The organism is Streptomyces sp. NPDC126497 (assembly GCF_040302425.1).
Lineage (GTDB): Bacteria > Actinomycetota > Actinomycetes > Streptomycetales > Streptomycetaceae > Streptomyces.
In genome coordinates this window covers 1-13,438 of sequence record NZ_JBEORT010000147.1, presented here as the reverse complement: position 1 = coordinate 13,438, position 13,438 = coordinate 1, and the positions used below count along the sequence as shown (strand labels likewise).

The following is a 13,438-nucleotide window of genomic DNA, read 5'->3' as shown; positions in this document are numbered from 1 at the left end:
ACTTCGCTGCCATCGCCGAGGCGTCCGGCGACGCCGAGATCCAGAAGCAGATGGCCGGCGGCCTGGAGAACATGAACCAGGACCCGGCGCAGCAGGGCGCCGAGGCGCTGGGCGCCCCGCGCGTGGGCGGGGTCGTGCACGGCGAGCCGCTCGGGTTCGGCCAGCGCGCGCGCGAGCAGTTCGTCGGAGGGCGGCGGCAGCGGGTTGCCCGCGGCCCGCTCCTCCTCGCGCAGGGCCCGTCCGAGGCGGCGCAGGTCGGCGGTGTCCATGCCGGCGAGGGGGGAGGTGAGCAGGGTGAGGGCGGTCTCGGTGTCGAGCCAGTGCGGTCCCGCTCCGGTCCCGGTGCCCTCCCGGCCGTCCGCCTCCGCCGTCGCCACCGCGCGCAGGGCCGTCAGCAGCGGGGCCACCGCCGGTTCGTGGCGCAGGGGCAGGTCGTCGCCGTCGACGTCGACCGGCACGCCCGCCGAGGTGAGCGCGCGGCGGACGACGGGGAGGGTGCGGGCGCCGGCCCGCACCAGGACGGCCATCTCGTTCCAGGGGACGCCGTCCTCCAGGTGCGCCCGGCGCAGGATGTCGGCGATGTTGTCCAGTTCCGTGCCGGACGTGGGGTAGGTGTAGACCTCGACCCGGCCGCCGTCCCGTACCGGGGTCAGCTCCCGGTGGGCGCGGACCTTCTCGGCGGGCAGGCGGGGCAGCGGCATGCGCCGGGTCACCCGCCGGGTGGCCTCCAGCAGGGCGGCGCCGGAGCGGCGGGAGGTGCGCAGCACCTGGACCGGGGCCGGGCGGCCGTCCGCCCGGGGGAACGTGTGGGGGAACTCCAGGATGCCGCCCACGTCCGCGCCCCGGAAGGCGTAGATCGACTGGTCGGGGTCGCCGAAGGCGACGAGGGTGCGTCCGCCGGCCAGGGCGTGCAGCAGCCGTACCTGGGCGGGGTCGGTGTCCTGGTACTCGTCGACGTACACGGCGTCGTAGCGCGCGGCGAGCCGTCCGGCGGTCTCCGGGCGGCGGGCGAGGAGCACCGCGCGGTGGACGAGTTCGGCGTAGTCGAGGACGCCCTGCAGGTCGAGGACGTCGAGGTACTCGGCGAGGAAGGCGGAGGCGGCGCGCCAGTCGGGGCGCCCGATGCGGCGTGCGAAGGCGTCCAGGGCCTCGGGGCCCAGGCCCAGTTCGCGGCTGCGGGCGAGCACCGCGCGGACCTCGTCGGCGAAGCCGCGGGTGGTCAGGCAGGCGCGCAGTTCGTCCGGCCAGCGCACGTGCGCGAGCCCGAGCCGCTCCAGGTCCACCTGGCCGGCGAGCAGCTCGCGCACGGTGACGTCCTGCTCGGGGCCCGAGAGCAGCCGCAGCGGCTCCACGAAGAGGTCGCTGTCCTGGTGGGCGCGGATCAGGGCGTAGCAGAACGAGTGGAAGGTGGTGGCCTGCGGGGCGCGGGCGGCCCCGACGCGCAGGGCCATGCGGTCGCGCAGCCCGACGGCCGCCCTGCGGCTGAACGTCAGCACCAGGATCCGCCCGGGGTCCCCGCCGCGGGCGATCCGCGCGGCCACGGACTCGACGAGCGTGGTGGTCTTGCCGGTGCCCGGACCTGCGAGAACGAGCAGCGGGCCGGTGGTGTGCTCAACCACGGAGCGCTGTGCGGCGTCCAGGTGGGGGGGATGCGCGTGAGCGGGCGGGGTACGCACCAGTCGATAAGCGCCACGATCCCCCCGCCGCACCTGGGGGTGCGACAGGCCGCTGGTGGAGGAAGAGGAGCTCACGTGGTTCGCCGGTCCTGGTGGGTGTGCTGTGGGGCCGTCCGCCGCTCGTGCGGGGCGGTGGGCGCGGGGTGAAGGGGGCGCGCGCAGCCGACGCCGCACCGGTGAAAAGTACGGAAGCAGGTGTTCCGTTCCTTCTCCCCGGGCACTCCGGCCGCACATGTCCCTCGCCCCACGAACGTACGTCATGCCACGCGTGTGCCCCTCCTTCCCGTGAGGGGTCACGGATCACACGGTGGCGTGCGCCATGGCGGAGGCTGTCAGGTGTGACCTTCGGTGTGCCCGCCGCCGTCCCACCGCGCCCGTCTCATGTCGAGGCGCGGCGCATGGCCCTGCGCGGCCCGGTCCGCCTCCTTCAGGGGCGTGCCCTCCGCGCGGTAGCGGCCGAGGGCCCTGAGCTCGTGGCCCGGCAGCAGCACGCCGTCCGCACGGACGACACGCCACCACGGCGCGGCTCCCCCGTACAGGGCCATCACGCGCCCCACCTGCCGGGGGCCGCCCTCCCCCAGCCACTCGGCCACGTCCCCGTACGTCATGACCCGTCCCGGCGGGATCAGCTCGGCCACCTCGAGGACCCGCTCGGCGTACTCGGGCAGGGCGTCCGGATGTCGCGGGCCGCCGTCGGACAGAAGGCTCTCCTGGCTCATCCGGCCCATCCTGCCCCACCCCACCGACAACGCGACGCGCTCGCACGCGTGTGCACGGCTCGCCCCGGAGCGGCGCTTCGGGCAGACTGTGCCGCCCCGCGTTCGGACCCTGATGCCCCTGTGTGCCGGTACGGCATGCCACCATCGTGCGGGCGGTGACTGGTGATACAAGACCGAGAAGAGACGATGAAGCAGCAGGGCGCGCACCCCGGGAACACGGAGGGCACCCCTGACGCCTCGTCGCGCCCGGACCCCGCGGAGCCCGAGACCGCGCACATCGACGAGGTCGAGGGCGACGAGCCGCTGCTCCCCGCACGGGTGCACCGTCCGTCCGACCTCATGCGGCTCCTGGCGGGCGTGCTCGCCGTCGCGGTGCTGCTGGCCGTCGCCGCGTTCGCCCACGGCACCACCTCGGGTCTGGAACAGGACATCAACAAGGGCACCGGGCAGGCCCCCGACCTGCTCATCAAGATCGCGGGTCTGGCCTCCAGCATCGCGATCCTCCTGGTGCCCGTGGCCTTCGCCATCGAACGGCTGATCAAGCGGGACGGGCTGCGGATCGCCGACGGCGTGCTCGCCGCGGTCCTCGCGCACGGTGTGACACTCGCCACCGACCTGTGGGTCGCGCGTGCCGCTCCGGACTCGATCCAGGAGGCGCTCACCCAGCCCTCCCCCGGCGACGTCCACGCCCTCACCGACCCGGTGCACGGCTATCTCGCCCCGGTGATCGCGTACATGACGGCCGTCGGGATGTCCCGCAGACCCCGGTGGCGCGCGGTGCTGTGGGTGGTGCTGCTCCTCGACGCCTTCTCGATGCTCGTCACCGGGTACACCACACCGTTCTCGATCATCCTGACGGTCCTGATCGGCTGGACCGTCGCCTACGGCACCCTCTACGCGGTCGGCTCGCCCAATGTGCGCCCCACCGGCCGCACCCTGATGGCGGGCCTGCGGACCGTCGGCTTCCGCCCCGTGACCGCCTCCCGGGTGGAGTCCGGCGACGCCGCCGAGGCCGGGGACCGGGGGCGCCGGTACTTCGTGACCCTGGAGGACGGTCCGCCGCTGGACGTCACGGTGGTCGACCGCGAACAGCAGGCACAGGGGTTCTTCTACCGCGCGTGGCGCAATCTGGCCCTGCGCGGCTTCGCCACCCGCAGCAGCCTGCAGTCGTTGCGCCAGGCCCTGGAGCAGGAGGCGCTGCTGGCCTACGCGGCCATCGCGGCCGGCGCCAACGCCCCCAAGCTGATCGCGACCTCCGAACTCGGCCCCGACGCCGTGATGCTCGTCTACGAGCACAGCGGCGGACGTACCCTCGACTCGTTGCCGGACGAGGAGATCACCGACGAACTGCTGCGCGACACCTGGCGCCAGGTACAGGCCCTGCAGTCCCGCCGCATCGCGCACCGCAGGCTGGTGGGCGATGCCATCCTGGTGGACCGCTCCGGCACGGTGATCCTCACCGACCTGCGCGGCGGCGAGATCGCGGCCGGTGACCTGCTGCTGCGCATGGACACCTCCCAACTGCTGGTGACCCTGGGTCTCAGGGTGGGCGCCGAACGCGCGGTGGCCTCCGCGCTGAGCGTCCTCGGCCCGGACACCGTGGCGGACTGCCTGCCGATGCTCCAGCCCATCGCGCTGAGCCGCTCCACCCGCGGCACCCTGCGCAAGCTGGCCCGGGAACGGGCGGAACGCGAACGTGAGGCGGTGCTGGAGGCCTACCGGCAGTCCAGGCCGCCCCGCGCGGAGCACGGCGCCCACCAGGTCGTACTCGACAAGCCCGACAAGAAGGCCGTACGCGCGGAGCAGCGGGCCGAGAAGCGGGCCATCGACGAGGCGCTGGAGGAGGCGCGCGAGGAGGACCTGCTCACCCAGATCCGGCACGAGGTGCTGCGGATCAGGCCGCAGGCCCCGGTGGAGCCGGCCCGCCTGGAGCGGGTGCGGCCGCGGACCCTGATCAGTTTCATCGCCGGTGCGATCGGCGCGTACTTCCTGCTGACGCAGCTCACCCACATCGAGTTCGGCCCGCTGATCTCCAACGCGGAGTGGGGCTGGGTGGCCGCGGCGGTGCTGTTCTCGGCGGCCAGTTACGTCGCCGCGGCCATGGCCCTGCTGGGGTTCGTGCCCGAGCGGGTGCCGTTCGTGCGGACCGTGGCGGCACAGGTCGCGGGATCGTTCGTGAAGATCGTCGCCCCGGCGGCGGTGGGCGGTGTCGCCCTGAACACGCGGTTCCTCCAGCGCGCGGGGGTGCGGCCGGGCCTCGCGGTGGCGAGCGTCGGCGCGTCGCAGCTCTTCGGGCTCGGCTGCCACATCCTGATGCTGCTGTCCTTCGGCTATCTCACCGGCACCGAGAAGACGCCCTCCCTCTCCCCGTCCCGGACGGTGATCGGAGGCCTGTTGACGGTGGCGGTGCTGGTGCTCGTGGTGACCTCGGTGCCGTTCCTGCGCAAATTCGTCGTCACGCGCGTGCGGTCGCTCTTCGCAGGTGTCGTGCCGCGCATGCTCGACGTGCTGCAGCGACCGCAGAAGCTGGTCACCGGCATCGGCGGCATGCTGCTGCTGACGGCCTGCTTCGTGATGTGCCTGGACGCCTCGATCCGGGCGTTCGGCGACGAGACGACCTCGGTGAGCATCGCCAGCGTCGCCGTCGTCTTCCTCGCCGGCAACGCACTGGGGTCGGCGGCCCCGACGCCGGGCGGCGTCGGCGCGGTCGAGGCGACCCTGACGGTCGGTCTCATCGCGGTCGGGCTGCCCAAGGAGGTCGCCGCGCCCGCGGTGCTGCTCTTCCGGCTGCTGACGCTGTGGCTGCCGGTGCTGCCGGGCTGGCTGGCCTTCAACCACCTCACGCGCAAGGCGGCCCTGTGAACGGGCCACCCCTACCTCGTACGGCCCCCGTCCCGCGCGTCCCGCTCCGGACGTCCGCGCTCCCGGTGCGGCGCCGATCCCGGTGATCGGCAACACCGGCGACCCCGCCACCCCGTACGAGGGGGCGCGCAGGATGGCGCGGGCGCTCGGTGCGGGCGTCGGCGTGGAGCCGACGTACCGGGGGCAGGGGCACGGGGCCCACCACAGCAAGAACGCGTGCGTCCAGGACGCGGTGCACGGCTGCCTCCTGGACGGAAAGGTGCCGGCAGCCGGGACCACCTGCTCGTGAGCGGGCCCGAGGTCACCGCGAAACCGGAGGTCAGAGCGTTATCCACAGGCATCCCCGGCAAACGGCGGATCTGCCTACCATGGCCTGACAGCCATCCGCGGCACAGGGCGGACGGCCGCGAGGGGGGAAGTGGCACATGACCCGTTTCACACGGTGGACGGCCCTGACGGTCGCCGCCGCGCTGCTGACGGCCGGCTGCGGCGGCTCGTCGGACGACGACTCCGACGACGACGGCAGGAGCGGCGGGACGGCGCTCGACTGGGGGCGCTGCGAGGCCTCCGGGGACACCCCCGCACCGGGCGAGGACTGGCAGTGCGCCACCCTCGAGGTGCCGCTGGACTGGTCGAAGCCGGACGGCTCCACGATCGGGCTCGCCCTGATCCGGGCCAGGGCCACGGGCGACGACCGCCTCGGCTCACTGCTGTTCAACTTCGGCGGCCCGGGCGGCTCGGGCGTGTCGATGATGCCGTCCTACGCCGCCACGGCCGCCGAACTGCGCGAGCGGTACGACCTGGTGAGCTTCGATCCGCGCGGGGTCGCCGCCAGCGAGGGCGTCCGCTGCCGCGACGACGAGAGCATCCAGGCCGCCGAGTCGTCGGTGGACGGCACCCCGGACACGCCGGCCGAGGAGCGGGCGTTCCTCCAGGACGCCGCCGACTTCGGCAAGGGCTGCCGGAAGACCGCCGGGAAGCTGATGGCCCACGTCTCCACCACCGACACCGCTCGCGACATGGACCGCGTCCGGCAGGCCCTCGGCGACGACAGGCTGAACTACTTCGGCATCTCCTACGGCACCGAACTCGGCGGCGTCTACGCCCACCTCTTCCCGGAGAAGGTGGGACGGATGACGCTCGACGCGGTGGTCGACCCGAGCGCCGACACCGTGGGTCACGCCAAGAACCAGGCCCGGGGCTTCCAGACGGCGCTCGACAACTACCTGAGGTCCACCGGGCGGGACCCCGGCCAGGGCTCGCGGGAGATCACGGAGCTGCTGGAGCGGATCGACTCCGACCCGTTGCCGACGTCGTCCGGGCGCGAGCTGACGCAGACACTGGCCCTGACCGGCATCGTCCTGCCGCTGTACAGCAAGACCAGCTGGCCGGTGCTGACCAGCGCGCTGGAAGCCGCGGAGGAGGGTGACGGCACGGAACTGCTGGCGCTGGCCGACGGTTACAACGAACGCGACGCCTCGGGGCGCTACGGCACGACGACCCACTCCCAGCGGGTCATATCGTGCCTGGACGACAAGCAGCGGCCGACCCTGGAGGAGACGAAGCGGCTGCTGCCCGAGTTCGAGGAGATCTCGCCGGTGTTCGGGGCCTTCCTCGGCTGGGACACGGCCGGCTGGTGCCACGACTGGCCGGTGCCCGGCCAGTTCGACACCCCGGAGGTGAGCGCGCCGGGCTCGGCGCCGGTCCTGGTCGTGGGCAACACCGGCGACCCGGCCACGCCCTACGAGGGCGCCCGGAGGATGGCGGACGAGCTGGGCGAGGGCGTCGGCGTGGTGCTCACCTGGAAGGGCGAGGGCCACGGCGCGTACGGCAGCGGGAGCGACTGCGTCGACTCCACGGTGAACGCGTACCTGCTGGACGGCACGGTGCCCGAGGACGGCAAGGTCTGCTCCTGACGACGGCGGGGGCTCCGTGCACCCGTGGTGCCCGGAGCCCCCGCGTCGACTCGTGTGCGTACCGGGAGCGGTCAGTAGACGGGCTTCTCCGGTTCGATCTGGTTGACCCAGCCGATCACGCCGCCGCCCACGTGGACGGCGTCGGCGAAGCCCGCGGACTTCAGGACGGCGAGGACTTCCGCACTGCGGACACCCGTCTTGCAGTTCAAGACGATCTTCTTGTCCTGCGGCAGGTTCTCCAGGGCGTTGCCCATGAGGAACTCGTTCTTGGGGATCAGGCGGGCGCCCGGGATGGACACGATCTCGAACTCGTTCGGCTCGCGGACGTCGATGAGCTCGATGCTCTCGCCCTCGTCGATCCACTCCTTGAGCTGCTTGGGAGTGATCGTGGAGTCGGCGGCCGCCGCCTGGGCCTCCTCGGACACGACGCCGCAGAAGGCCTCGTAGTCGATGAGCTCGGTGACGGTCGGGTTCTCGCCGCAGATCGCGCAGTTCGGGTCCTTGCGGACCTTGACCTGGCGGTACTGCATCTCCAGGGCGTCGTAGATCATGAGCCGGCCGACCAGCGGCTCACCGATGCCGGCGAGGAGCTTGATCGCCTCGTTGGCCTGGATGGAGCCGATGGACGCGCAGAGCACGCCCAGGACGCCGCCCTCGGCGCAGGAGGGGACCATGCCGGGGGGCGGGGGCTCCGGGTAGAGGCAGCGGTAGCAGGGGCCGTGCTCGGACCAGAAGACCGACGCCTGGCCGTCGAAGCGGTAGATCGAGCCCCACACGTACGGCTTGTTCAGCAGCACGCAGGCGTCGTTGACCAGGTAGCGGGTCGCGAAGTTGTCCGTGCCGTCGACGATCAGGTCGTACTGGCTGAAGAGGTCCATCACGTTGTCGGCCTCGAGCCGCTCCTCGTGGAGGACCACGTTCACGTACGGGTTGATGCCCTTGATCGTGTCACGCGCGGACTCGGCCTTGGGGCGGCCGATGTCGGACTGGCTGTGGATGATCTGGCGCTGCAGGTTCGACTCGTCGACCTCGTCGAACTCCACGATGCCGAGCGTGCCCACGCCTGCCGCGGCCATGTACATCAGACCCGGCGAGCCCAGGCCACCGGCGCCCACAAAGAGCACCTTGGCGTTCTTCAGCCGCTTCTGCCCGTCCATGCCCACATCGGGGATGATCAGGTGGCGGGAGTACCTGCGGACCTCGTCTACGGTGAGCTCGGGGGCCGGCTCGACCAGGGGTGGCAACGACACGGGGACTCCGTTGGTCGGTCAATCACTACGGTTGTTCTCCGCTCAACACTGCCATGGCCTTTTTCATTCCGAGACACCCGTCCCGACACGCGAGACGATGTCGTCCCAGTAGCCGGGCAGGGGTTCCCAGGGGTCGGTACGGCCGCCCCGGCCCGTGCGGTCCGTGAAGTAGATCGTCGCGGCGCCCTGCCAGCGGGCGATGCGCAGGGCCTCGTCCAGGTGCGGGCGGGGCACTCCGTGCACGAAGTGGCAGAAGCGTTCGGGCGGGTGGTCGGCGGTCCACTCCGCCGCCTGCGACCAGCGGTAGCGGCTCCACGGACCGGAGAAGGCGACCAGCTGGTCGGCGTGGTCGGCGTATCCCGGGTACGGGTGGGTGCCGTGGCCGAGGACGATGTGGGCGCCGTGGGCGCGGCGGGGGTCGTGGGGGCCGTCGTGGAGCGCCCGGAGGGCGGCGATCGTGCGCCGGACCTCGGGGAGCGCGGCGCGGTCGGCGGGACAGCGGTCCAGGAGGAAGCCGTCGACCCGGTACCAGTCGGCGAAGCGGTGCGCGTCCGCGACCACTTCGCCGAACGTGCGGAGGCCGTACGCCGCGTCGAGGTGGCCGAGGAGGCGGACACCGGCGTTGCGGAGGCGGCCCGCGGCCTGCAGGCAGTGCGGGTCGGGCTGGACACCGGGGCCGTCGGCCACATTGAGGACGACCCAGTGCAGAGGGGCGCCCGGGCGGGTGAGGTTCCTCCACTCGGCCGGGGCGACGAGGGGGTGCGCGAGGCCGGGGACGCCGAGGCCCGTGCAGACGTCGGTGCTCGCCGTACCCGGTCTGACACCGGTCAGATACGGCATGCCGCCTCCATCCAGATGTCGGCGAGGGACTCCTCGAGGTTGATCCGGGGGCGCCAGCCGAGCCGGTCGCGTGCGGTGCGGACGTCGGCCTGCTGCCAGCTGCCGCAGCCGTCGGGGTACGGCAGGCCGACGGGGGCGGTGGCCGGGTGGTCGAGGTCGGGGCGGGGGTGGCCGAGCGTGGTACGGAGAGGGGTGGCGGGGTGGGACCCGTGGGCGGGGTGGGGGGCGTGCGGTGGGTGCGGGCCCGGAGGGGTGTCCAGTTCGTTGAGGACGCCGCCGTAACCGGCCACCCGGGCGAGGATCCCGGCGGCGTCGCGGAGGCGGACGGCGCGGCCCGAGCCGATGTTGATGACGCCCTGCGCGGCGGAGAGGGAGGCGGCGTGAACGGCGCGGGCCACGTCGCGGACGTCGACGAAGTCCCGCTGTGCGCCGAGTCCGCCGAGCTTCAGCTCGCCGTCACCGGACTGCATGGCGCGGCGCATCGCCTCGGCGAGGCGGCCGAGGGGGGAGCCGGCGGGGGTGCCGGGGCCGACGGGCGAGAAGACCCGGAGGACCACGGCGTCCAGGCCGGAGCCGAGGACCAGCTCGGTGGCGGCGAGTTTGCTGACGCCGTAGGGGCCGCCGGGGCGGGGGACGGCGTCCTCCGCCGTGGACGAGCCGGGCTGGCTGGGGCCGTACTCCGAGCCGCAGCCGATCTGTACGAGCCGTGCGCCGCAGCCGCTGCGGCGGAGGGCCTCGCAGACGGTGGCCACGGCGACGGTGTTGTGCCGGGTGAGTTCGCGGGCGCCGCCTCTCGTGGTGCCGGCGCAGTTGACGACCACACCGGGATGGACGGCGTCGAGGAAGCGGGTGAGGGCGCCGGGGCTGCCGGTGGCGAGGTCGAAGCGGACGTCGGCGTCGTCGCCGCGGCCGAGGGCGGTGAGCTGGACGGCGGGGTCGGCGAGGAGGCGGTCGGCGACGAAGCGGCCGAGGTAACCGTTGGCTCCGATCAGGAGGACTCGCATCGGGCGGCTCCTTCGGCGTCCGGGGTGGTCATCCGGGGTTCTCCTTCGAGTGCGTGTGCTGTGGCGCGAGCGCCTGGTGCCGGTGGGCGGGCGGGGGCCGGGCCGGGGGTGTCCGTCCTCGGACCGGCGCGGATCACGTCCGCCGGAGGGGGTGCGGGGCGCGGACGCGCGGACGCCCGCCGCCCGCAGTCGGTACGCGCGTCGTCACCGCGGTCGCTCCGGGGGGATGTGCGCCGAGGCCCGGGCGAGCGTGCGGGAGGCGTGGACCAGCAGGACCAGCGCCGCCGCTCCGCAGGTGAGGGTGGGGAGGGCGGCGGGGCCCCAGGTCGCGGTCAGGGTCTGGACCGGGGTGGCCAGGGCGTCCCAGCCGGGAAGGCGGGCGGCGAAGAGCGTGGCCAGGGCCGTCATGTGAGCGGTCGCCGTGGCCGCGAGGACCACCTTCGGCGCGTGGGTGAAGCCGTGGATCGTGAGGAGGCGGGCCAGGAAGAGGAGGCCGCCCAGGGCGAGTGTCGGGGGGAGGACGAGGGGCTCGTCGAGGAGCGCGGACGCCGCCGTGAGCAGAGCGGCCACCGCGCCCAGGAACAGGGCGGTCGTGCCGATCAGCACGGGGCGCACGGAAGCCGAGAAGTCCTCCAGGCCCCGGCTCGACGCCAGCCTGCGGCGGACCCGGGCGGCGAGGACGTGGGCCGTCCAGGCGGCGGGCGCGCAGGACAGGGCGAGCGCCACGGCAGGGGCGAGGGCGAGCGGCCAGTCGCCCTCCGTCGTGCCGTCGGGCAGACCGTCGGGTCCGCCGGTGACCGCCGCGTTCAGCAGGCCGTCGCCCAGGAGGGCGTAGCCGAGGAGCCAGCAGGTCCAGGACGCCGTGGTGGAGCGGGGCGGGATGTCGGACCGGGCGCTCAGCGGGCCCCGGCGCAGCGCAGCGCGCAGGGCGAGGACGACGGCCAGGACGCCGGTGGCCGCGATGTAGAGGCGGGGCCGGCCGTCGGTGAGGCGCAGCGCGATCACCGTCGCCACGCACAGGGCGCCGGGGAGGAGGGTGAGGGCGGTCCAGCCGGCGCCTTCCCCCGGACTCGTCGTCGCCGGGGCCGGCTGCCGGGGCGCGCCGTCGCGGGGGACCCTGGCGTAGAGCTCCTCGGCGAGGGAGAACACGTCCCGGTGGCGGAAGCGGGCGGCGGTCCGGTCGGTGATGCCGTGGGCCTCCAGGCCCGCCGCGATCTCCAGCGCGTCCACCGCCTGTTCGCACAGGGCGCGGTGGCGGTGCAGCAGCGCCTTGACCGGGTCGGCCGCGCCGGACGGCGTGCCGCGGTTCAGTTCGTCCAGGCCGGTCATCGGGCCGTCCCCCTCGCGGGTACCGGGACGTCCACGGCCCACCGGGGGACGGCGCGCGGGGCGGAGTCGGTCCAGTGGCCGGGGACGTGGGCCTCGGCGGGCGCGGCGAAGGGCAGGGGGGCGCCGGCTTCGTCGAGCAGGAGGCGGCGGACCGGGGTCCGCGCGACGATCTCCAGGTAGATGCCGTGGAAGGCGGAGACGTTCTGGTCCACGGTGAACAGCTCGAGGGCGCGGGCCCGGGCGGCGGCACCGAGGCGTACGCGGCGTTCGGGATCGCGCAGCAGGGAGACGCACGCCTCGGCGAGCGCCCGCGGATCGCGCGGCGGTACGACGAGACCGGTGCCGCCGACGGCCTCCACCACCGCGCCGACGTCCGTGGAGACCGTCGCCCGTCCGCAGAGCATCGCCTCGACGAGGCCGGCCGGGAAGCCCTCGACCACGCTGGAGAGGACCGTCACGGCGCCCGAGGCGTACGCGTCGGCGGGGGTGGGCAGGTCGGGGCCGCCGATCTCCTCGAACGACACCGGGCCGGCGCCCACGGCGTGCGGGCCGTCGGCCCCGTCCGGGAAGAGGTGCGCGGCCAGTGCCCTGCAGTGGTCGAGGTAGGCGGCGCCCTCCGGGTCCGAGGGGCCGCCGACGATCCGCAGCCGGGCCCTCGGTTCCTCCCGGCGGATCTCCGCGAAGGCGTGCAGCAGCGAGACCAGGTCCTTGGCGGGCTCCACGCGGCCGACCCAGAGGAGCGTGTACGGGTCCGCGCTCTCCGGGGACTCCCCCGCCTTCGCGAAGGGCGCGGCGTCCATGCCGGGGTACACCGTGCGGAGCTTCGCCCGCTCGGCGCCGCAGCGCTCCTGCCAGCGGCGGGCGTGCGTGTTGCCCGGTGTGATGAACGCGGCCCGGCGGTAGGTCTCGGCGGCGAGCCTGCCGTGGAAGGCGGCGAGCAGGGAGCGGACCGCGGGTGGGGCGTCGGGCCGGGTGAGGTAGTGCGTCCGCAGGCGTACGCCGTATTCGGTGACGAGGAGGGGGACCTCGAAGAAGTGGTGGGCGAGCAGACCCGGAAGGGCCGTCACCCCGCCGGCGGTGGCGTGGCACAGGTCCACCGCCCCCAGCCCGTCCTCCTCGTACCAGTCGAGCGAGAGGGGACGCAGGGCGCGCTCCAGGTACGCGGCGACGGCCAGCAGATCGGGTACGCGGGCCTCCCGCGCCGCGCGCAGGACGCCGGGCGCACGACAGGCGCGCTCCAGGGCGCGGACGGCCGTCTCGGAGCGGAGTGCGGCCACCAGGCCGCCTTCGTCGCGGGCGAGTTCGGCGAGGCCCCGGAGAGCGGTGGCGAAACGGTCCGCCTCGGGCGCCGCGGACTGCGGGCCGGGGGCGGTGGGGTCCGTCGCGGCGCAGAGGACGGCGGCCAGGTCGCCGTAGTGCTCCGAGAAGCGCCGGCGTGCCCGGCGGCCGTACACCACCCCGTCGTCCTCGGCCGCCCACAGCGGTGCGGTGCGGACCCGGACGACCTGGGGCGGCAGCGGGACCCAGCCCGCGTCCTCCTGGGCCTCACCGCTGCTGAGCGCGTGGACGTCGAACTCGTGCTGCCCGAGTCCGCGCACCAGGCGGTCGCACCAGAGCCCGCCCTCACCGCCCACGTACGGATAGCCACCCTCCGTAAGCAGTCCGATGCGCACGTGCGCACCCCCGATCTCCCGTGTGGGGAGCCGCCGTCGCTCCGGCGGCTCACAGCGGGACGAACGTATGCGGACCCGGGGGTGGGGGGGGGGGGGGTGTGGGGTGTGGGGGTGTGGGCGGGGGGGGGGCGAACCGGGGGGCGGCCGCCGCCCCAGGACGGCACGGCCG

At 74.1% G+C, this 13,438-nt stretch carries 9 protein-coding genes and 1 pseudogene; 3 read left to right on the top strand and 7 right to left on the bottom strand.

The genetic code is table 11. The features are described 5' to 3' along the window. Together ABTY20_RS33395 and ABTY20_RS33390 are read right to left on the bottom strand one after the other, a co-directional pair. On the bottom strand, positions 1-1,751 hold a 1,751-nt coding region (locus ABTY20_RS33395; protein WP_352000898.1), incomplete at its 3' end, for an ATP-dependent helicase. Positions 1,752-2,008: 257 nt separating this feature from the next. Next, positions 2,009-2,395 (bottom strand): MGMT family protein, encoded by a 387-nt coding sequence (locus tag ABTY20_RS33390; RefSeq protein WP_352000897.1) that lies wholly within the window; start codon positions 2,393-2,395, stop codon positions 2,009-2,011. Positions 2,396-2,581: 186 nt separating this feature from the next. Between ABTY20_RS33390 and ABTY20_RS33385 the strand changes: the two genes are divergently transcribed. The 3 genes and pseudogenes from ABTY20_RS33385 to ABTY20_RS33375 all read left to right on the top strand — a co-directional run bounded on the left by ABTY20_RS33385 (position 2,582) and on the right by ABTY20_RS33375 (position 7,173). After that, complete coding sequence (locus ABTY20_RS33385) at positions 2,582-5,257, top strand: lysylphosphatidylglycerol synthase transmembrane domain-containing protein (RefSeq protein WP_352000896.1); 2,676 nt, start codon at positions 2,582-2,584, stop codon at positions 5,255-5,257. 46 nt (positions 5,258-5,303) lie between these two features. Beyond that, a pseudogene (locus ABTY20_RS33380) lies at positions 5,304-5,546 on the top strand (alpha/beta hydrolase); the annotation flags it as partial. A gap of 136 nt (positions 5,547-5,682) precedes the next feature. Next, complete coding sequence (locus tag ABTY20_RS33375; protein ID WP_352000895.1) at positions 5,683-7,173, top strand: alpha/beta hydrolase; 1,491 nt, start codon at positions 5,683-5,685, stop codon at positions 7,171-7,173. Positions 7,174-7,244: 71 nt separating this feature from the next. Here the strand turns inward: ABTY20_RS33375 and moeZ are convergent, their stop codons facing one another. The 5 genes from moeZ to ABTY20_RS33350 form a co-directional block, all read right to left on the bottom strand. Then, positions 7,245-8,423, bottom strand: coding sequence for an adenylyltransferase/sulfurtransferase MoeZ (moeZ, locus tag ABTY20_RS33370; RefSeq protein ID WP_352000894.1), 1,179 nt, complete (start codon positions 8,421-8,423; stop codon positions 7,245-7,247). Between the two features lie 63 nt (positions 8,424-8,486). After that, a complete protein-coding gene (locus ABTY20_RS33365; RefSeq protein ID WP_352000893.1) occupies positions 8,487-9,263 on the bottom strand; it encodes a spherulation-specific family 4 protein in 777 nt (258 codons plus the stop codon). After that, a complete protein-coding gene (locus tag ABTY20_RS33360; protein WP_352000892.1) occupies positions 9,251-10,267 on the bottom strand; it encodes an NAD-dependent epimerase/dehydratase in 1,017 nt (338 codons plus the stop codon). Before ABTY20_RS33360 ends, ABTY20_RS33365 begins: the two co-directional genes overlap by 13 nt. A gap of 204 nt (positions 10,268-10,471) precedes the next feature. Further along, the gene (locus ABTY20_RS33355) at positions 10,472-11,596 is read right to left on the bottom strand and encodes a hypothetical protein (protein ID WP_352000891.1); all 1,125 of its coding nucleotides are present in this window, start codon (positions 11,594-11,596) and stop codon (positions 10,472-10,474) included. Continuing rightward, a complete protein-coding gene (locus tag ABTY20_RS33350) occupies positions 11,593-13,269 on the bottom strand; it encodes a DUF3492 domain-containing protein (protein ID WP_352000890.1) in 1,677 nt (558 codons plus the stop codon). The genes ABTY20_RS33355 and ABTY20_RS33350 overlap by 4 nt, the downstream gene beginning before the upstream one ends. Between the last annotated feature and the right edge of the window lie 169 nt (positions 13,270-13,438).

What these genes read in the sequence shown, in the direction of transcription:
- ABTY20_RS33375 (WP_352000895.1), top strand. Translation starts at nt 5,683, where the DNA reads ATGACCCGTTTCACACGGTGGACGGCCCTGACGGTCGCCGCCGCGCTG.
- ABTY20_RS33390 (WP_352000897.1), bottom strand. Translation starts at nt 2,395, where the DNA reads ATGAGCCAGGAGAGCCTTCTGTCCGACGGCGGCCCGCGACATCCGGAC.
- ABTY20_RS33365 (WP_352000893.1), bottom strand. Translation starts at nt 9,263, where the DNA reads ATGCCGTATCTGACCGGTGTCAGACCGGGTACGGCGAGCACCGACGTC.
- ABTY20_RS33385 (WP_352000896.1), top strand. Translation starts at nt 2,582, where the DNA reads ATGAAGCAGCAGGGCGCGCACCCCGGGAACACGGAGGGCACCCCTGAC.
- ABTY20_RS33360 (WP_352000892.1), bottom strand. Translation starts at nt 10,267, where the DNA reads ATGCGAGTCCTCCTGATCGGAGCCAACGGTTACCTCGGCCGCTTCGTC.
- ABTY20_RS33355 (WP_352000891.1), bottom strand. Translation starts at nt 11,596, where the DNA reads ATGACCGGCCTGGACGAACTGAACCGCGGCACGCCGTCCGGCGCGGCC.